Source organism: Pantoea sp. AG1095 (assembly GCF_003208415.1).
Taxonomy (GTDB): domain Bacteria; phylum Pseudomonadota; class Gammaproteobacteria; order Enterobacterales; family Enterobacteriaceae; genus Pantoea; species Pantoea leporis.
Genome location: NZ_QKMJ01000015.1, coordinates 15,946 through 35,534 on the forward strand (window position 1 = coordinate 15,946; position 19,589 = coordinate 35,534).

Below are 19,589 nucleotides of genomic sequence, written 5' to 3' on the forward strand. Positions count from 1 at the left end.
TTATTGATCCTCACTTTGCACATCGCTGCCGCCGTGCGATGTGTCGCTGCTATCAGGCGCTTTACGCGACGACAGCTGGCGTTCAATGTCGGTTAAACGCTCTAACTTGCGTTGGGTATCGGCCAGCGACTGACGCATTTTGGTTTGCTGCTGGCGCAGGTTATCCATCTCCGCGTCATTGCTCTGCTGCAAAGCGGCGTAGCGTCCACGCGCTTCGCTCAGCTCCAGTTGGGCCGCCTGATTGCTGCGCCACAGCTGGAGCAGCGGACGCACCGACGTCGGATAAGCCGCGCTGTAACCGTCTAAGGTAGTGACGAAATCACGGCGCTCAACTGGCGTGACGTTACCGTTCGCGAGCAAGATGCCCTGCTTGAAGGCGCGCGCCCAGCCTTGCACCGGCCAACGACGCGCTTCTGCACGCGCTTCGGCCGGCGATAAGCGCTCGGCGCAATCCATTGCGCGCTGCCAATAGAGCGGATTGCCTGCGGCGGCTGGCGTTTCGATTTGCCACACGTTTTGGCAATCGGTCGCCAGATAATCCGGCAGGCGTACCTCCGGTTCAGGCACGCTAACGCCATTATGCTGCGTACGATCTTGTGACGGTGCCTGGCAGGCGCTGAGGCCGAAAACCAGCACTGCACTGGCCACAAGTTTGAATAGGGTTAATTTCATTAATCAGGCATTCCCGGCGCTGGTCGTCAGAATGATACGAAAACAGACATCCGCATCCTTGCGCGTTACCAACTGCAGATCGCCGTGCATCCTGCGCAGACAATCTTTGGCGATGCTTAAGCCCAGCCCGCTGCCTTTAACCGGCCCTTTGCGCTGTTGGCTGCCCTGATAAAAGGGCTCAAAAATCATCGCCTGCTCTTCAGCCGGAATCGGTGTGCCGGTGTTTGCCACCTCAATCCACACCTGGTTGCCCTTCTGCTGGCTCTGCAGCCAGATGTTACCGGATTCACTGCCGTAGTTCACGGCGTTCGAATAGAGGTTGTCGATCACCCGCTGCAGCAGCGTCGCTTCCGCCAGACAATGATGCACTTGCAGATCAACGTGGGTGGTCATTTCACGTGCATTGGCTGGCAAGGAGTGCACTTTTACCACCGAATCAATGATCTCATTTAGCGCCACGGGCTTCAGCGCCATCGGTCCATCGGCCAGCTTGCGGTTGTAATCGAGCAACTGCTCAATTAGCCGCTGTAAATGACGGCTGCTGGTATCGAGAATCGCCACCACTTCCTGCTGCTCGGCATTCAGTGGTCCAGCGACCTGATCGGCCAGCAGTTCAGTGCCTTCACGCAGACTGGCAAGCGGCGTTTTCAGCTCATGCGACAGGTGGCGCAAAAATTCGTGGCGCTGCTCTTCCAGCCAGCTTAACCGCTCACTCAGCCAGACGATGCGCTGCCCCAACGAACGGATCTCACGCGGACCACGGAAACTGCCGCTATCGCCCAGCGCCTTACCTTCGCCCAATCGATTGATCATGCGTTCAACCCGCTTCACCGGACCGATGATCATCCCCGTGAACAGCAAAACCAGCACCAGGCTAATCAGGAACAGAATCAGCGCCTGCCAGCCAAAAAACTGACCGCGATCGGCGATTTCACGCTGCAGCTGTAAGCCGCGCGAAAATACCACTTCACGCGTTGCCTGCACCATTTGCGTGTTGGTATCGGAAAAACGCTCCAGCGCACTGGCGGCTTGCGCCTCAGGATTGCCGTTATCGCACTGCAGTTGCTGCAGCGAAGGCAAGGTGGTTTGCAGCACTTTGAAGGAAGGCAGATCGGGCAAACTGGCAGCGTGACTGCTGAGCATTTGGCCGTAGCGCGTCCACTGCGTTTGATACAGCTTCGCCAGCGACGCATCGCCGAGCACGCAATATTGGCGGTAGCTGCGCTCCAGCTCCAGCGCGGTACGCGCCATCGCTTCGCTGCGACGCACATCGGTAAAGGTATTGCGGTTGGTATCCGCCGCCTGGTTGCTTAACGCCGAAAGACTTTCCCACGCTTGCCATGCCAGCACCAGTAACGGTAGCAGTACCAGCAGGAAAGCCATTAACACTAACTGCCGCAGGGATCGGGGAAACAGACGCCATTTCATCACAACCGCGCTTCCTTAAATGTGAGCTGCAGGCATGCTAGCGAAGTATCAAAACGGAAGAAAGGCCAGATATGAAAACGGCAGGCCTTTTGGCCTGCCGTGAGAGCGACGCCGCAGCATCGCTTGCAAAATAGGTGGAGCCTAACTCAACGTTGCGCCCGATGTTTGATAACGTTGCAAAGCAAACGATTATCGGTGAGGTGGACGACAGGCTCCGTTTGGTGCGTCATTCGGTTTTTATGAGCTCAGCCGCTGAAGCGGGGCAATCATAAACAGGTGAATGAGCCACGTAGAGATTATAGCAAGTATCGTGCCAATAAATAAATAGCGTTTATTATCAGAGAAATGCCTTAGATGAAGCGCTCTCCCAGAGAAAAGCGGACCGGACGGTCTGTGAAAAGTGTCGCTGATTAGCAACGTGTTTGTGGTGGTAATTTACTGGCTATATAAATCAATGGGTTAAATGTCACCTTTTGACGACAACGTATTGGCGGGATTGTCGTTATTTTCCGACAGTTTAGAGATTATGCGGATTTCAGTAAGGTCGCCATGAATGGTGGACCTGCAAAACGCGCAGAATAAAAAAGGCCGCTATTTAGCGGCCTTTGTTTTGCTTATCCCAACTGCTTACGCGCGTTGCGGAAGATACGCATCCACGGGCTGTCTTCGCCCCACTCTGCCGGATGCCAGGAGTTGCTCACGGTACGGAACACACGCTCTGGGTGCGGCATCATAATGGTGACGCGTCCGCTCTCGTTGGTTACCGCAGTGATGCCGTTAGGCGATCCGTTCGGGTTAGCCGGATAGCTTTCTGTCACTTTGCCGAAGTTATCGACGAAGCGCAGCGCCACCAAACCTTTGCTCTCCAGCTGTGCCAGATGCGCGCCGTCACGCACTTCGACAAAACCTTCACCGTGCGATACCGCGATTGGCATATGCGATCCGACCATGCCATCCAGCAGCAGCGATGGGCTCGCCGCTACTTCAACCAGGCTGAAACGCGCTTCGAAACGCTCGGACTGGTTGCGCACAAAGCGTGGCCACAGCTCGCTTCCTGGAATCAGCTCGCGCAGGTTCGACATCATCTGACAACCGTTACACACGCCAAGTGCCAGCGTCTGTGGGCGATGGAAGAAATTTTCGAACTCATCACGCACGCGACCATTGAACAGAATGGATTTCGCCCAGCCTTCACCCGCGCCCAGCACGTCACCGTACGAGAAGCCACCGCAGGCGACCAGCGCCTGGAACTCTTCCAGACCGCGACGGCCCGCCAGCAGATCGCTCATATGTACGTCAACTGCAGTAAAGCCCGCACGATGGAAGGCGGCGGCCATCTCTACGTGTGAGTTAACGCCCTGCTCACGCAGCACTGCCACACGCGGACGTGCGCCCGTCGCAATCATCGGTGCCGCAACATCTTCTTCTGGTTTGAAGGTCAGATGGACGTTCAGACCTGGGTCGTTATCGTCTTTCTTCGCTTCATGCTCCTGATCGGCACAGGCTGGGTTATCACGCAGACGCTGCATCTGCCAGGTGGTTTCTGCCCACCAGGTACGCAGCGTGCTACGGCTTTCGCTGTACACCGCGCTGTCGCCAGAGCGGATCACGAAGCGATCGCCTGGCAGGGCTTTACCAATCACGTGCAGGTTAGCGCTCAGACCGTGGTCAGCGAACACCTTCTCGACGGCTGCACGATCCGCTGCGTTGATCTGCAGCACCGCGCCCAGCTCTTCGGTGAACAATGCGGCTAACGCATCGCTGCCCAGCGCGGCGATATCGGCTTCGATACCGCAGTGACCGGTGAAGGCCATCTCCGCCAGCGTGACCAGCAGGCCGCCGTCAGAACGGTCGTGGTAAGCCAGCAGTTTCTGCTCGGCCACCAGCGCCTGAATGGCGTTGAAGAAGCCCGCCAGCTGCGTAGCATCACGCACGTCGGCAGGCTTATCGCCCAGCTGACGATAAACCTGCGACAGCGCAGTCGCGCCAAGGGTGTTCGCGCCGTTGCCGAGATCCACCAGCAGCAGCAGGTTGTCTTGATCCGCCTGCAACTGCGGCGTCACGGTGCGACGCACATCTTCCACGCGCGCAAAGGCGGTGATCACCAGCGACAGCGGCGAGGTCATTTCGCGCTGCTCAGTACCTTGCTGCCAGCGGGTTTTCATCGACATCGAGTCTTTGCCCACCGGAATGGTGATACCCAGCGCGGGACACAACTCTTCGCCGACCGCTTTAACCGCCGCGTACAAGCCCGCGTCTTCGCCTGGATGACCGGCGGCGGCCATCCAGTTCGCAGAGAGCTTAACGCGTTGCAGCGAACCAATGGAGGTTGCGGCGATGTTGGTCAGCGCTTCACCGACGGCGAGGCGACCTGAAGCCGCGAAGTCGAGCAATGCGACGGGTGCACGTTCACCAAGCGAGAATGCTTCACCGTGATAGCTATCGAGGCTGGCGGTGGTGACGGCGCAGTTCGCGACCGGAATCTGCCACGGTCCTACCATCTGATCGCGCGCCACCATGCCGGTTACGCTGCGGTCACCAATGGTGATCAGGAAGGTTTTTTCCGCCACGGTCGGCAGGTGCAGCACGCGATTCACCGCATCCGCTACGCTAATCCCGTCACGCTGCAGCGCTTCGCCGTTGGCCTGCTGGCTGGCAACATCACGCGTCATCTTCGGTGTTTTGCCCAGCAGTACGTCGAGAGGCATGTCGATTGGCTTGTTGTCGAAATGGCTGTCGGCGAGGTTCAGATGCAGCTCTTCGGTGGCTTCACCGATGACCGCATAAGGCGCGCGTTCACGCTGACACAGCTCGTCAAACAGCGCCAGTTTCTCCGGCGCGACCGCCAGCACATAACGTTCCTGCGACTCGTTACACCATACTTCCAGCGGACTCATGCCTGGCTCATCGCTGAGGATGTCGCGCAGGTTGAAGTTACCGCCACGATTACCGTCGCTCACCAGCTCTGGCATGGCGTTCGAAAGGCCGCCCGCGCCGACGTCGTGGATGAACAGAATCGGGTTGGCTTCGCCCAGCTGCCAGCAGCGGTCGATCACTTCCTGGCAACGACGTTCCATCTCTGGGTTGTCGCGCTGTACTGACGCAAAGTCGAGATCGGCATCCGATTGGCCTGATGCCATTGACGATGCCGCGCCACCACCCAGACCGATGTTCATAGCCGGGCCACCCAGCACGATCAGCTTGGCGCCGACCACGATCTCGCCTTTCTGCACGTGATCGGCACGGATGTTACCGATGCCGCCCGCTAGCATGATGGGCTTGTGATAGCCGCGCAGCTCCACGCCATTGTGGCTGTTAACGCGCTCTTCATAGGTACGGAAGTAGCCGTTGAGGGCTGGACGACCAAATTCGTTGTTGAACGCCGCGCCGCCCAATGGACCTTCGGTCATGATATCCAGCGCAGTGACGATGCGATCCGGCTTACCGAAATCCTCTTCCCACGGCTGTTCAAAGCCTGGAATACGCAGGTTCGATACCGAAAAACCGACCAGACCGGCTTTTGGCTTCGCGCCACGTCCGGTTGCGCCTTCATCACGGATTTCGCCACCAGAACCGGTCGCGGCACCCGGCCACGGTGAAATGGCGGTTGGGTGGTTATGGGTTTCGACCTTCATCAGGATATGTGCGGCTTCCTGATGGAACTCATATTCGCCCTTCTGCGCATCGGCGTAGAAGCGGCCAACCTCAGAACCTTCCATTACCGCAGCGTTGTCTTTATAGGCAGACAGCACGTGCTCAGGATTGTGTTCAAAGGTGTTCTTGATCATTTTAAACAGCGACTTCGGCTGCTTTTCGCCGTCGATAATCCAGTCGGCATTGAAGATCTTGTGACGACAGTGCTCGGAGTTTGCCTGCGCAAACATGTAGAGCTCGATGTCGTTTGGATTGCGGCCCAGCTTAGTAAAGGCATCAAGCAGGTAATCGATCTCATCATCAGCCAGCGCCAGGCCCAGCGTGATGTTGGCCTGCTCCAGCGCGCTGCGGCCTGCGCCCAGCACGTCAACGCTTTTCAGCGGCTGCGGCTGATGGTGAGCAAACAGCTGCTGCGCATCGTTGAGATCAGCGAACACCGTTTCCATCATGCGGTCATGCAACAGGCTCGCCAGCTGCTGCCACTGTGCTTCCGTCAGCTCAGGTGCCTGCACATAGAAGGCCATACCGCGCTCAAGACGCAATACCTGTGGCAGATCGCAATTATGGGCGATGTCGGTGGCTTTCGATGACCACGGTGAAATGGTGCCGGGACGCGGCGTTACCAGCAACAGACGCCCTTGAGGCGCATGTTCGGCGAGAGAAGGACCGTATTTCAGCAGGCGTTGCAGGCGGGCTTGCTCGTCCGCGCTGAGCGGTGCACTAACATCGGCAAAATGGACGTACTCGGCGTAAATATCACTCACCGGAAGGTGAGCGTCCTGAAAGCGGGTCAGCAGTTTGTTTACACGAAATGCCGACAGAGCGGGCGAACCACGCAGAATTTCCATCATTAAAGATCTCTCGTCTTTGAAGTGCCGGGCGACGCTTCATTGGGCGCAACAGGGGAAAACGGGCGGTATTATAGAGAAACAGCTCGGGTTACGAAACCGTTTGCGCATAAATTCTGGCACCTGGCGTTTGGCTGAATTTTGCACAATTCTTGCTATAAAAGTTGCCCTGCCCCTTTTTGTTGCGCAAAATGCCCCTCGCTCTGGGAGTTAAAACAACATAAATACTGCCTTTAAAAGACAGAGGCCTGTGAGCCATTACGAGACAACTATTTGAAACGCCTAAAAATAAACTATCTGTTTATCGGTCTGATCACCGTGCTACTTGCGCTAGCATTGTGGCCTTCAATCCCGTGGTACGGGGGCGGAACAGACGCGCTATCACAGATCAAATCACGCGGAGTGCTGCGCATCAGTACCGTTAACTCTCCGCTGACTTACTACACCATTAACAATGCACCAGCCGGTATGGATTACGAGCTGGCGAAGCGCTTCGCCGATTACCTTGGCGTGAAACTGGAAGTTGAGGTGCGTCCTAATCTCGGCGATCTGTTTGACGACCTCGATGACGGTAAAGCGGATTTGCTGGCGGCCGGCTTGATCTACAACAGCGAGCGCCTCGCGCACTACCAAAGTGGCCCGAGCTACTATTCGGTGTCGCAGCAGCTGGTGTACCGCATTGATAAGCCTCGCCCGAAGAATCTCGGCGATCTCAAAGGCCGTCTGATTGTGCAGTCCGGTTCGGCATATCTGTCAACTTTACGTTCCGCCAAAGCTGACAGCTATCCCGATCTCGACTGGGCGATCTCCACCGATCAGGGCCAGAAAGCGCTGCTTGAAGCGGTTGCTGACGGCAAACTCGATTACACGGTGGGCGATTCGGTCACCATCGGCCTGCTGCAGCGCATTCATCCGCAGCTGGCGGTGGCGTTTGATGTGACCGACGAAGAGCCGGTCACCTGGTATTTACCGCGTAACGAAGACGACAGCCTGAGTGCGGCGATGCTCGACTTCTACAGCCAGATGGGCGAGGAAGGCACGATGGCGCGGCTGGAAGAGAAGTATCTCGGCCACGTTGGCACCTTCGATTACGTTGATACCCGCACCTTCCTGCGCGCCATTGATAACACGCTGCCGGATATCAAACCGCTGTTTGAGAAATATTCCGCCAGCATGGATTGGCGTTTACTGGCGGCGATCTCTTATCAGGAGTCGCACTGGAATCCGCAGGCCACATCGCCAACCGGCGTGCGCGGCATGATGATGTTGACGCGTAATACCGCCGACAGCCTTGACGTCAACGATCGCCTCGATCCCGAACAGAGCATTCGCGGCGGCAGCGAATATCTCAAGCGCATGATGGAGAAAGTCCCGGAAACGATTCCTGAAGATGAACGTATCTGGTTCGCGCTGGCGGCATATAACATGGGCTATGCGCACATGCTGGACGTACGCAAGCTGACGGCGAAACAGGGCGGCAATCCCGACAGCTGGGCCGACGTGAAGCTGCGTTTGCCGATGTTGAGCCAGAAGCGCTATTACACGCAAACCACCTACGGCTACGCGCGCGGCCACGAAGCTTATAACTACGTGGAGAATATCCGTAAATATCAGATCAGTTTGGTGGGATATTTGCAGGAACAGGAGAAGCGTTTAGCGCAGCAGTCGGCACTGGAAGCGGAGTTAGGCGCCGGTTACCCGGCGGTCGAACCGAAAATTGCGATGAATTAACCGGTGCGCTGCGCCTGACGCAGCGCCCTCTTCTGTTCGCGACGCATGCGGAAAAAGTCACTCAGCATCCCGGCACACTCTTCCGCCAGCACACCGCAATCAATCTGAATTTGATGATTCATGCCGGGATGACCAATCACATCCAGCAGTGAACCGGCCGCGCCGGTTTTCTCATCTTTAGCGCCGTACACCAGCCGCGTGATGCGGCCGTGCACCATCGCACCGGCGCACATCACGCAGGGTTCCAGCGTGACATACAGCGTGGTATCCAGCAGACGATAGTTTTCCAGTACTTTGCCGCCCTGACGCAGCGCCATGATCTCGGCATGTGCGGTAGGATCGTGCTGGCCAATCGGCCGGTTCCAGCCTTCGCCAATCACCTTGTCGCGCTGCACCAGCACCGCACCAACCGGCACTTCGCCCTGCTCCCACGCACGCTTCGCCAGTTCCAGCGCATAACGCATCCAATATTCATCAGTTTGTGGGTTCACCGGGCAACTCCTGCGGGCAATAAAGGCGGCGCATTATAGCGATGCTGCTGCCGGAATCGAAGCGTTATTCCAGTTGTTGCAGCTCACCGCGCGTCGTGACGCGCCAGCGGTGCTGACAGAAGAACAGCAGCGGGTTGTCCTGTTTGCTGTCGCTGTAGCCGCTATACAGTTGCAGCGGCGTGCCGATTTTCTCCTCCAGCTGTGCCACCTTTTCATGGCCGAGGCAGCGCATCGACAGCAAACGTCCGCCGCGGCCCGGTTTCATCTGGCTGGCAATCAGCTGTACGCGCGGCAGGAAGGCCGAGTCGAAATAGACTTGCTCTACCAGCGACTGCGGCGAACCGGTAATTAGCCAGACATCGGCATCGCTGCTGCTGAGATAGTCGGTGAGTCGCTGCTGCACCACCGGAAACGCAGTAACACGCTGGCGGAACCACTCAGCGAATTCCGCCTCACGCTGGCGCAGACGTTTTTCGCTGTGGCCAAAGGTAATCGCCCACAGCAATAAACTCATTGGCCAGCGTGCGGCGCGCCCTTTGATCAGCATGCCAAGACCAATCACCGGTAACAGCGGCACAACCAGCAGCAGATTGATCGGCTGGCGTCGCAGCAGATAGCGCATAAAGGTGCCAAACATGTCTTGCTGATGCAGCGTGCCATCGAGATCGAAAAACACCACGCGTCGTTGTGTACCCTTTGTCAAACAGCACTCCTTCTCTATCCTTCGTGGTTTCTGCACTACAGTGTAGCCAGCTTCGGCGTTCAGGGCGAAAGCTGCTATTTTTAATTCCAGTGACTACAATGCCATTTGAATAGTTTATTCTTCGCGTTTACGCGCTGTTTGCGGATAAAGGAATTAAGGATCGAACCATGAGTTCATTGCTGCGCATTCGTCAGCTCTACCCTCGACTGGCGCTAAATGAGCGCCGGCTGGCGGATTTTTTGCTGTCGCAGCCGGATCGTGCACGGCATCTCAGTTCACAAAAACTCGCTGAGGAATCGGGCGTTAGCCAGTCCAGCGTGGTGAAGTTTGCCCAGAAGCTGGGCTACAAAGGGTTTCCAGCGCTGAAGCTGGCGCTGAGCGAATCGATGGCCGATCGCGATGCGATTACAGTGCATAACCATATTCTCAGCGACGATCCGCTGAAAGTGGTCGGCGAAAAGCTGCTGACCGAAAAGATCTCGGCGATCCGCGCCACGCTGGACATCAATAGCGAAGAGAAGCTGCTGCAAACCTTGCAGCTGCTGAAAAATGCCAATCGTATTTTGCTGGTTGGCATCGGCGCGTCCGGTTTAGTGGCGAAAGATTTTTCGTGGAAGCTGATGAAGATCGGCATCAATGCGGTGGCGGAGCAGGATATGCACGCTTTGCTCGCCAGCGTGCAAGCGATGGCGCCGGGCGATGTGCTGCTGGCGATTTCCTATACTGGCGAACGTCGCGAAATCAATCTGGCGGCGCAGGAAGCGGCGCAGGTCGGTGCCGATGTGCTGGCCTTTACCGGCTTTACGCCGAATGCTCTGCAGCAGTGCGCCACGGTTTGCCTCTACACCGTGGCGGAAGAGCAGAGCACGCGCAGTGCGGCGATCTCGTCGACCAGCGCGCAGCTGGCGTTGACCGATCTGCTGTTTATGGCGCTGGTACAAAACGATCCTGAACGCGCCTCCAGCCACATTCGCCACAGCGAAGCGTTGGTGAAAAAGCTGGTCTGATGAGATCAGGCGCGTATAATACCCGCGCCTTTCCTGCTGTTATTGGACTTCTGCTATGGCCTTGCTCATCACCACCAAATGCATCAATTGCGATATGTGCGAACCTGAATGCCCAAACCAGGCAATCAGCTTAGGTGACGCGATCTATGAAATTGATGTCGACCGCTGCACCGAGTGCGTGGGCCATTACGATGTGCCGACCTGCCAAAGCGTCTGTCCGATTGATAACACCATCATTACCGATCCACAGCACCCGGAAAGCCGCGAGGCGCTGTGGGAGAAGTTCGTGGTGTTGCACCCTTAGTTCTCGATAATCACCGTTGCGCAGGCGTAATGGCGTTCATCCGCTAACGTCACATGCACATGCTTCACGCCGAGCTGGCTGGCGATCACCCTGGCCTGCTCAAAGAAACGTAATCCCGGTTTGCCCAGCGCATCGTTGTACACTTCGAACTGATTGAAGGCCAGGCCACCGCGAATGCCGGTGCCAAACGCTTTCGCTGCCGCCTCTTTCACCGCAAAACGCTTAGCCAAAAAGCGCACCGGTTGCTGGTGCGCCTGATATTGCTGCCACTCGGCTTCGCTTAATACGCGACGCGCCAGACGGTCGCCGGAGCGCTCAATGACGCCAGCAATGCGCTCGATCTCTACGATATCGCTGCCGAGCCCGAGAATCGCCATTAGCGACGCGCTTCCCGCATCAGCTGCTTCATTTCGCTGACCGCATCGGCCAAACCGCTGAACAGCGCGCGACCAATAATCGCATGGCCAATATTCAGCTCGTGCATTTCCGGCAATTCAGCAATCGGCTGCACATTGTGGTAAGTCAAACCGTGGCCGGCATTGACTTTCAGGCCCAGGCTGGCGGCGAAAGTCGCGGCTTTGCGGATGCGCGACAGCTCAGCCTGGCGCGCGAGACCTTCGGGCGCTTCGGCATAGGCACCGGTGTGAATTTCGATATAAGGCGCGCCGCTGGCAACCGCCGCTTCAATCTGGCGGTGATCGGCATCGATAAACAGTGACACCAGAATGCCGGCGTCGCTTAACAGGCGCACCGCAGCATTGATTTTATCCTGCTGACCCGCCACATCCAGCCCGCCTTCGGTGGTCACTTCCTGACGCTTTTCCGGCACCAGACAAACGAAGTGCGGCTTGATTTCACAGGCAATGTCGATCATCTCGTCCGTTACCGCCATCTCCAGATTCATGCGCGTCTGGATGGTGTCACGCAAAATGCGTACATCGCGATCGGTGATGTGACGGCGATCTTCACGCAGATGCACGGTAATGCCGTCAGCGCCGGCCTGCTCAGCAACAAACGCGGCCTGCACCGGATCGGGATAGTTTGTACCACGTGCGTTACGTACGGTGGCAATGTGGTCAATGTTGACGCCTAACAGCAACTCAGCCATGACAATCCTTAAATGTGTTCAGTGTGTTTGCAGTGTACCGCGCTGAATATATCAGGCGGTACGACCAGCGCTAGTCGTTTGCCACATCGGGTTTCTTTTTTGGCACAAACTGGCGAAACAGTTCCTGACTCTTCAGCGGCTTGCCGCCAAGATAGGGTTTAAGCGCCATACGCGTAAAGCGTTTGGCGGCGCGCAGGGTATCAGCATCGGGAAATTCGCGCTCCCATAACGCACGCAGCTGGCGGCCGGTAAAGCTGCGTTGATTGACCACCAAACTGGCGATAAAACCCTTCTCTTCCCGGTAGCTGTAGGTCATGCCATCGGCCACCTCTTCGCCGCTGCCGGCACAGTGCAGAAAATCCACGCCGTAACCGAGATGCCCGAGCAGCGCCAGCTCAAAGCGGCGCAGCGCCGGTTCAGGCGAGCCGTTGCCTGCCGCCAGCGTTTGGATGCAATTCAGGTAATCAAAGAACATATCAGAGAAGGGAATTTGCTGCTCCAGCACGCGCGACAGCAGCTCGTTGACGTAGAGCCCGCAATAGAGCGTAATGCCGCTGAGCGGCAATGCCAGCGAAACGGCTTCGGCATTGCGCAGCGTTTTGACATCACCGCGTCCACCCCAGCGCACCAGCAGTGGCGTAAAGGGTTGCAGTGCACCTTTTAGTTGGGAGCGGCGCGAGCGGGCGCCTTTGGCAAGGACGCGGACGCGCCCTTCGCTTTCGCTGAACAGATCGAGGAGTAGGCTGGTTTCGCTGTAAGGGCGACTATGCAGCACAAAGGCGCGTTGCCAGCCTTCCATTACTTAACCTTCGTCAGAGTAACCTAAGCTGCGCAGCGCACGTTCATCGTCCGCCCAGCCCGATTTCACTTTAACCCACAGTTCGAGATGCACTTTCGCTTCAAACATCTCTTCCATATCTTTACGCGATTCAATGCCTATGGTTTTGATCTTGGCGCCTTTATTGCCGATGACCATTTTCTTCTGGCCTTCACGCTCAACAAGGATCAGGCCATTGATGTCGTAGCCGCCGCGATCGTTCGAAACAAACTGCTCAATTTCGACGGTAACGGAGTAAGGCAGTTCTGCACCCAGGAAGCGCATTAACTTTTCACGGATGATCTCAGACGCCATAAAGCGCTGCGAGCGGTCGGTGACATAATCTTCCGGGAAATGATGCTCAGATTTTGGCAGGCATTTACGCGCAATCGCCGCAATCGCGTCGACATTTTTGCCGCTTTCCGCTGAGATAGGAACGATTTCAAGGAAGTTCATCTGCTGGCTAAGGAACTGCAGATGCGGTAACAGAATGCTCTTGTCCTGGATGTTGTCGACTTTATTGATCGCCAATACCACCGGAACTTTGTTATCACGCAGCTTGTTGAGCACCATCTCGTCGTCTGGTGTCCAGCGCGTGCCTTCAACCACAAAGATCACCAGCTCAACGTCACCAATGGAGCTGCTGGCGGCACGGTTCATCAGGCGGTTGATCGCCCGTTTCTCTTCCATGTGCAGCCCTGGCGTATCCACGTAGATCGCCTGATAAGCGCCTTCGGTGTGGATGCCCATAATACGGTGACGCGTGGTTTGCGGCTTGCGCGACGTGATCGACACTTTCTGCCCCAGCAACTGGTTCAGCAAAGTGGATTTACCGACGTTTGGTCGGCCTACAATCGCGACAAAGCCGCTATATGTTTCGAGTTCGCTCATTCGAGTCCTGACTTGGGCAGCGCCGCTTTCGACGCTGCAATGTGACTATTTATTCGAGGCCAAGCTTAATTAACGCCTGTTCGGCGGCTGCTTGCTCGGCTTTACGGCGGCTGGAGCCAATGCCCACCACCGGTTCTGCCATGCCACTCACCTGACAGTGAATGGTGAATTCCTGATCGTGGGCTTCGCCACGCACCTGCACCACCAAATACGACGGCAGCGGCAGATGACGTCCCTGCAAATACTCCTGCAGGCGCGTTTTCGGATCTTTTTGCTTATCGCCCGGACTGATCTGTTCCAGTCGTGAGTGATACCAGTCGAGAATTAACTTTTCGACGGTTTGAATGCTGCTATCGAGGAAGATGCCGCCAATTAAGGCTTCAACGGTATCCGCGAGGATCGATTCACGACGGAAACCGCCGCTTTTCAGCTCGCCCGGACCGAGGCGTAAACATTCACCAAGGTCGAACTCTCGCGCCATCTCTGCCAGCGTATTGCCGCGCACCAGCGTGGCACGCATACGGCTCATGTCGCCTTCGTCCACACGCGGGAAGCGGTGATAGAGCGCATTGGCAATCACGTAGCTGAGAATAGAATCGCCAAGAAATTCAAGACGTTCATTGTGTTTGCTACTGGCGCTACGATGGGTCAGTGCCTGCTGCAATAAATCCGGATGAGTAAAAGTGTAGCCCAGTTTGCGCTGCAGCTTGTTAATGACGATGGGGTTCATGCTATTCCAGTTGTTCTGTGCGCCTATCACTGCATACGAAACAGGGCTGAGGTTCCAACCTGGTCTGTTTCGTGTGCACTGGCCTCCCGAAAGAGAGGCCAACCTTTTTTGAAGCTAATTAGTGAATCCCACCAATGCGGCTAAAGCGCACGCCGGTCGGCCACTGTCCTTCTTGTTTCTCGAAGCTCATCCAGATGGCCACCGCTTTGCCGACCAGATTCTTCTCGGGCACAAAGCCCCAGTAGCGGCTGTCGGCGCTGTTATCGCGGTTATCACCCATCATGAAATATTGCCCTTGCGGCACAATCCAGGTCGATTGCGGCTGGCCCGGCTGCTGATAATACATGCTTGCCTGACTTTGCGCTTCGTTTACCAGCAAGATATCGTGCGTTACGTTGCCCAATGTCTCTTTGCGGGTGCCGAGACGCAGGCCGCCCTTCATGGTTTCGCCCTGCGGCGCCTGGAAGAAGCCGTTGCCGGTTTCATTGCCATCAAAGCCGCTGAAGGTTTGAATGAAGTTGCTTGGCTCAACGTTAGTGTAAGTCACCGGCAGCGCCGTGTCGCAACTGCCGCTGCTGCAACCCGGATTGATGGTCAGGGTTTTGCTGTAAGGATCAAACACCACTTTATCGCCCGGCAAGCCAATCACGCGCTTGATGTAGTCCACGCTGGGATCTTTCGGGTATTTGAATACCGCGACATCACCGCGCTGCGGATGGCCAGTTGGGATCAGTGTGGTTTGGGTAATCGGATCTTTAATACCGTAAGCAAACTTCTCCACGAGGATGAAGTCGCCAATCAGCAGCGTTGGCATCATTGAACCCGAGGGAATCTGGAACGGCTCAAAAATAAACGAACGCACGATCAACACCACCGCCAGCACCGGGAACACCGATGCGGTGGTTTCAACCCAACCCGGCTGCGCGGCTACTTTCGCCAGCGTTTTACTGTCGAGTGCGTTGCCGGCCTGCGCTTGCGCGGCAGCCTGCTTCGCACGACGCGCCGGTGCCCATTTAAAGCGATCGATACACCAGATAACGCCAGTGATCAGCGTTGCGATCACTAAAACCAGGGCGAACATGTTAGCCATTAAAAATCCTTATTTGCTGTCTTTACCGACATGCAGAATGGCAAGGAATGCTTCCTGCGGCAGCTCAACGTTGCCGACCTGCTTCATTCGCTTCTTACCGTCTTTCTGCTTCTGCAACAGTTTCTTCTTACGGCTCACGTCACCGCCATAGCATTTCGCCAGGACGTTTTTACGCAGCTGTTTTACCGTTGAGCGAGCGATAATGTGGTTGCCGATTGCCGCCTGAATCGCAATATCGAACTGCTGACGTGGGATCAGATCTTTCATCTTCTCCACCAGGTCGCGGCCACGATATTGTGAGTTATCACGGTGAGTAATCAGCGCCAGCGCATCAACACGTTCTGAGTTAATCATCACGTCGACACGCACCATGTCAGAGGTCTGGAAACGTTTGAAGTTGTAATCCAGCGAAGCATAACCGCGCGAGGTTGATTTCAGACGGTCGAAGAAGTCAAGAACCACTTCCGCCATCGGAATCTCATACGTCAGCGCAACCTGCTTGCCGTGGTAAACCATGTTGGTTTGCACGCCACGTTTTTCGATACACAGCGTTATGACGTTGCCGAGGAACTCCTGCGGCAGCAGCATGTGACACTCAGCAATCGGCTCACGCAGCTCGGCAATATTATTCAGCGGTGGCAGCTTCGACGGGCTATCAACATAGATAGTTTCACCGTCGGTGGTTTCCACTTCATACACTACGGTTGGTGCAGTGGTGATCAGATCCAGATCGTATTCACGCTCCAGACGTTCCTGAATGATCTCCATGTGCAGCAGACCAAGGAAGCCGATGCGGAAACCGAAGCCCAGCGCCGTTGAGCTCTCTGGCTCGTAGAACAGTGACGCATCGTTCAGGCTCAATTTGCCCAGCGCATCACGGAACGCTTCATAGTCGTCAGAACTGATTGGGAACAGACCGGCGTAAACCTGTGGCTTCACTTTCTTGAAGCCAGGCAACACTTTCTCCGCCGGATTGCGCTGCAAGGTTAGCGTATCGCCCACCGGTGCGCCGAGGATGTCTTTAATCGCACACACCAGCCAGCCTACTTCACCGCAGTTCAGCTCGTTGCGATCAACACGCTTCGGCGTGAAGATGCCGAGACGGTCAGCGTTGTAGCTTTGACCGGAGCTCATGACTTTAACTTTGTCACCTTTACGCAGCGTGCCGTTCTTAATACGAATCAGCGATACCACGCCAAGGTAGTTATCGAACCAGGAATCGATGATCAGCGCCTGCAGCGGACCTTCCGGATCGCCTTCTGGCGGCGGGATGTCACGCACCAGACGTTCCAGCACGTCGGGTACGCCGACGCCGGTTTTCGCCGAGCAACGCACCGCATCGGTGGCGTCAATGCCGACGATATCTTCAATCTCTTCCGCTACACGTTCTGGATCGGCGGCAGGCAGGTCGATTTTGTTCAGTACCGGTACCACTTCCAGATCCATTTCCATTGCGGTGTAGCAGTTTGCCAGCGTCTGAGCTTCAACGCCCTGCCCTGCATCGACCACCAGCAATGCTCCTTCACACGCCGCCAGCGAGCGGGAAACTTCATACGAGAAGTCAACGTGACCAGGAGTATCGATAAAATTGAGCTGGTAAGTTTCACCGTCCTGCGCTTTGTAATCGAGCGTTACGCTCTGCGCTTTGATGGTAATGCCGCGCTCGCGTTCCAGATCCATGGAATCCAGAACCTGCGCCGCCATCTCACGATCGCTCAGGCCACCACAAATTTGAATCAAACGGTCAGAGAGCGTTGATTTGCCGTGGTCAATGTGAGCGATGATGGAGAAATTTCGTATGTGCTTCATTTATATGAATATCTTCACGTAGAAAATCAGTGGGAAACTTGAGCACGAACACATTCAGGAAAGTGAGCTTAACCCGGAACCCTGTCGGCCTCATTAATGACGACGCATATTACACTGTTAACGCCGCGCGTTAAAGAATGGAACTGTGGGGAATCGCAACAGATTTCAGCGGTTAAGCTGATTGGGAAAGGCCGCATCAAACGCGGCCTGGACGGGGATCAAGCTTCGCTTTCCACGCGCAACGCATCAGGCGGTAACGCAACGCTGAGAATCACCGGCTGGAAAGCCTCGCGATCGCCGAAGAGTTTGGATACCCCTTTCGCTACGATAAAGCCGCCAATGCCGCCCAACAGCGCGCCACAGGCCGCAGCCAGATCGCTGGCGAACAGCATCTGGAAGATGCCAGCCACTAAAAACAGGCCAAACAGCGGCGTCATGTAAACCAGCAAGGCAGAGCCCAGCAGGCTGCTTTCGCGGATGCCTAACTCAATGCGCTGGCCGGGTTGCAACGGCTCCGCGCTGGCGATAGTCATCACGTGGGCATTTTTCGGCCCCAGCTGATTAAGCGCATGGCTGCCACAGCCTTTACGCGCCGAGCAGCTGTTACAAGACGTTTTCGCTTCCGTGTGCAGTGTGGCAATGCCTTCTTTCCACGCCACCACGGTGGCCCATTCTTTCATCATTTTGGTGAACCCGAATCTATGCTGTCCGCAATACGTTTGGCAGTGGCTGGCGGTAACTCGCCCACCACCGTGATTTCGTTATTATTGCGCACTTCTGTCTGCACCGTGCGACGTCCAGTGCGCAATGCCTGCACGCTGCTGCTTTTATCTGCTGGCGTAACATTAATGGCAAAGCTAAACAGGCCATCGCTGTACAGGCGCGATTCGACAGTTTTGTTCATCGACGGAATATCGCGGCGACTTTGTGAGATCAGTTTCATGCCCGCCGGAAGCCAGTTTGGCTGCCAGCTGAGTTCCACTTTGTCACCGGCCGGTAACGACAGTGATGGCGGCAAGTTGGCCTTCTCCAGCCCTTGCATCAGATTGCGTACGCCTTCGTCGACGGCAAAGCTGATGACGCGGAACTGTTCCAGCGTTTCACCGTCCCGATCAAGCAGATCGATACGCAGCGGCAATTTAGTGTCCACATCCAGCCACACGACATAGCTGTAACGCGTGCCATCGCGTGACACGATGCGCACCACTTCGCACATCTGATCGGCCATGCGCGAACGGCCCACCGGAATGAAATCGTAGGCCTCACCCAAACGGGAGAAGTCGGCGAACATCAAACCAGGTAAAGCATCGATAATGTGATTGCCCGGCAGCGAGAAGGGATCTAATCCCGGCTCGAAATAGCTGATGTCGTTTCCGCGCTGAATCACTTCACGGCGCGGCCCGTCCATCTGCAACAGTTGGGCGAAGATACGATTGTCGATAACCGCGTGACGATAACGCAGAGATTCAATGCCGAGACGCGAGACATTGATGTAGGCAAATTCGTAGTTGAGGTTCTGGCTTGCCTGCTCCATCTGTTGCAACAACGCCCCGGACGCAGAGGTCTGAGCCGAGGCGATAGATGAGCAAAACAGGCTGCCTGCCAGCAGGCTAACGGCACACCAAAGCTGCTTCATTACTGCTGCTGAGTTCCTAACGACTGATTTCCGGGAACATTAGCCTGAGCCTGTTGCGGATCGTTTTTCTCAAACTGAACCTGATCGGCATGCAGACGACGTTGCAGTTCATAATCCTGCAGCATGGCATTCACGCGGCGACGCTGTTCCTGCACCTGCTGATTAGAGCTGTTGGTGTCGAAGGCTTCAGAAGGCACGCCTAAGCTGACCGGAGACGCTTTACCCATCATCGGCAAGGTGTTGAATGCCGGTGAATCGGACGCTTCAGTCGCGCTGCCGGTTGGAGAGCTGTTGTAGTGCTGAACACCGACAATCACCGCCAGTGAGACGCACGCAGCCACACCAACTTGCGTCAGCTGTGCCGCCCAACTGCCACCACGACGCCAGAACGGCATCTTCTCGTAGCGTGATGGTTCAGGCTGCGCTTCAGGGATCAGCGAAGTGACTTTGCGTGCCGGCTCGTTTTCGATGGCCGCCGCCACACGTGCGGAGATATCAAAATGCAGCACTTCTCCGATATCACCGCGTAAGGTGTCGCGAATGAGATGGTAGCTTTCCCAGCTGTGCTGAAGATCCGCATCCTTCGACAACGATGCCAACAGCTCGTTATCTAAAGTTTCACCATCCATTAAAGCGGAAAGTTTTTCTTTCTGCATGCCTTGGTACCCTT

Annotated in this window: 18 protein-coding genes; 3 read left to right on the forward strand and 15 right to left on the reverse strand. The window is 56.1% G+C overall.

The window, feature by feature from the left end; translation table 11 throughout:
• The 3 genes from qseG to purL form a co-directional block, all read right to left on the reverse strand.
• Complete coding sequence (gene qseG, locus DEU53_RS21175) at positions 1-672, reverse strand: two-component system QseEF-associated lipoprotein QseG (RefSeq protein ID WP_110868273.1); 672 nt, start codon at positions 670-672, stop codon at positions 1-3.
• A 3-nt stretch (positions 673-675) separates the two neighbouring features.
• Positions 676-2,103, reverse strand: coding sequence for a HAMP domain-containing sensor histidine kinase (locus DEU53_RS21180; RefSeq protein ID WP_101763467.1), 1,428 nt, complete (start codon positions 2,101-2,103; stop codon positions 676-678).
• 611 nt (positions 2,104-2,714) lie between these two features.
• Positions 2,715-6,605, reverse strand: a complete 3,891-nt coding sequence (gene purL, locus DEU53_RS21185) for a phosphoribosylformylglycinamidine synthase (protein ID WP_110868274.1) — start codon at positions 6,603-6,605, stop codon at positions 2,715-2,717.
• Positions 6,606-6,875: 270 nt separating this feature from the next.
• Between purL and mltF the strand changes: the two genes are divergently transcribed.
• Positions 6,876-8,333 (forward strand): membrane-bound lytic murein transglycosylase MltF, encoded by a 1,458-nt coding sequence (gene mltF / locus DEU53_RS21190; RefSeq protein ID WP_110868275.1) that lies wholly within the window; start codon positions 6,876-6,878, stop codon positions 8,331-8,333.
• Here the strand turns inward: mltF and tadA are convergent.
• Both tadA and yfhb read right to left on the reverse strand, forming a co-directional pair.
• Complete coding sequence (gene tadA / locus DEU53_RS21195) at positions 8,330-8,824, reverse strand: tRNA adenosine(34) deaminase TadA (protein ID WP_110868276.1); 495 nt, start codon at positions 8,822-8,824, stop codon at positions 8,330-8,332. The genes mltF and tadA overlap by 4 nt on opposite strands.
• A 64-nt stretch (positions 8,825-8,888) precedes the next feature.
• Positions 8,889-9,527 carry a phosphatidylglycerophosphatase C gene (gene yfhb / locus DEU53_RS21200; RefSeq protein ID WP_110868277.1) on the reverse strand — a complete coding sequence of 213 codons (639 nt, stop codon included), beginning with the start codon at positions 9,525-9,527 and terminating at the stop codon, positions 8,889-8,891.
• 167 nt (positions 9,528-9,694) lie between these two features.
• Here yfhb and DEU53_RS21205 point away from each other — a divergent pair, with 167 nt between their 5' ends.
• Together DEU53_RS21205 and DEU53_RS21210 are read left to right on the forward strand one after the other, a co-directional pair.
• Positions 9,695-10,534, forward strand: coding sequence for a MurR/RpiR family transcriptional regulator (locus tag DEU53_RS21205; RefSeq protein WP_101763462.1), 840 nt, complete (start codon positions 9,695-9,697; stop codon positions 10,532-10,534).
• Positions 10,535-10,589: 55 nt separating this feature from the next.
• Positions 10,590-10,838, forward strand: a complete 249-nt coding sequence (locus tag DEU53_RS21210) for a YfhL family 4Fe-4S dicluster ferredoxin (protein WP_101763461.1) — start codon at positions 10,590-10,592, stop codon at positions 10,836-10,838.
• On the opposite strand, the gene acpS is transcribed toward DEU53_RS21210, so the two are convergent.
• The 10 genes from acpS to rseA all read right to left on the reverse strand — a co-directional run bounded on the left by acpS (position 10,835) and on the right by rseA (position 19,575).
• Positions 10,835-11,215 (reverse strand): holo-ACP synthase, encoded by a 381-nt coding sequence (acpS, locus tag DEU53_RS21215; protein WP_101763460.1) that lies wholly within the window; start codon positions 11,213-11,215, stop codon positions 10,835-10,837. The two genes, DEU53_RS21210 and acpS, sit on opposite strands and share 4 nt — an antisense overlap.
• A complete protein-coding gene (gene pdxJ, locus DEU53_RS21220) occupies positions 11,215-11,946 on the reverse strand; it encodes a pyridoxine 5'-phosphate synthase (protein ID WP_007886179.1) in 732 nt (243 codons plus the stop codon). Before pdxJ ends, acpS begins: the two co-directional genes overlap by 1 nt.
• Before the next feature lie 70 nt (positions 11,947-12,016).
• The gene (gene recO, locus DEU53_RS21225; protein WP_008101510.1) at positions 12,017-12,745 is read right to left on the reverse strand and encodes a DNA repair protein RecO; all 729 of its coding nucleotides are present in this window, start codon (positions 12,743-12,745) and stop codon (positions 12,017-12,019) included.
• A gap of 3 nt (positions 12,746-12,748) precedes the next feature.
• Positions 12,749-13,654, reverse strand: coding sequence for a GTPase Era (era, locus tag DEU53_RS21230; RefSeq protein ID WP_008101512.1), 906 nt, complete (start codon positions 13,652-13,654; stop codon positions 12,749-12,751).
• A gap of 49 nt (positions 13,655-13,703) precedes the next feature.
• Positions 13,704-14,384, reverse strand: a complete 681-nt coding sequence (gene rnc / locus DEU53_RS21235; RefSeq protein ID WP_036620136.1) for a ribonuclease III — start codon at positions 14,382-14,384, stop codon at positions 13,704-13,706.
• A gap of 118 nt (positions 14,385-14,502) precedes the next feature.
• Positions 14,503-15,474: a signal peptidase I gene (gene lepB, locus DEU53_RS21240; protein ID WP_101763459.1), complete on the reverse strand. Its 972-nt coding sequence runs from the start codon at positions 15,472-15,474 to the stop codon at positions 14,503-14,505.
• A gap of 9 nt (positions 15,475-15,483) precedes the next feature.
• Positions 15,484-17,283, reverse strand: a complete 1,800-nt coding sequence (lepA, locus tag DEU53_RS21245; RefSeq protein ID WP_101763458.1) for a translation elongation factor 4 — start codon at positions 17,281-17,283, stop codon at positions 15,484-15,486.
• Positions 17,284-17,501: 218 nt separating this feature from the next.
• Positions 17,502-17,966, reverse strand: coding sequence for a SoxR-reducing system protein RseC (gene rseC / locus DEU53_RS21250; RefSeq protein WP_061718009.1), 465 nt, complete (start codon positions 17,964-17,966; stop codon positions 17,502-17,504).
• Positions 17,963-18,919 (reverse strand): sigma-E factor regulatory protein RseB, encoded by a 957-nt coding sequence (gene rseB, locus DEU53_RS21255; RefSeq protein ID WP_110868278.1) that lies wholly within the window; start codon positions 18,917-18,919, stop codon positions 17,963-17,965. The genes rseC and rseB overlap by 4 nt, the downstream gene beginning before the upstream one ends.
• Entirely contained in the window at positions 18,919-19,575 is a 657-nt protein-coding gene (gene rseA, locus DEU53_RS21260) for an anti-sigma-E factor RseA (protein WP_101763456.1), read from the reverse strand. The genes rseB and rseA overlap by 1 nt, the downstream gene beginning before the upstream one ends.
• Positions 19,576-19,589 lie beyond the last annotated feature (14 nt).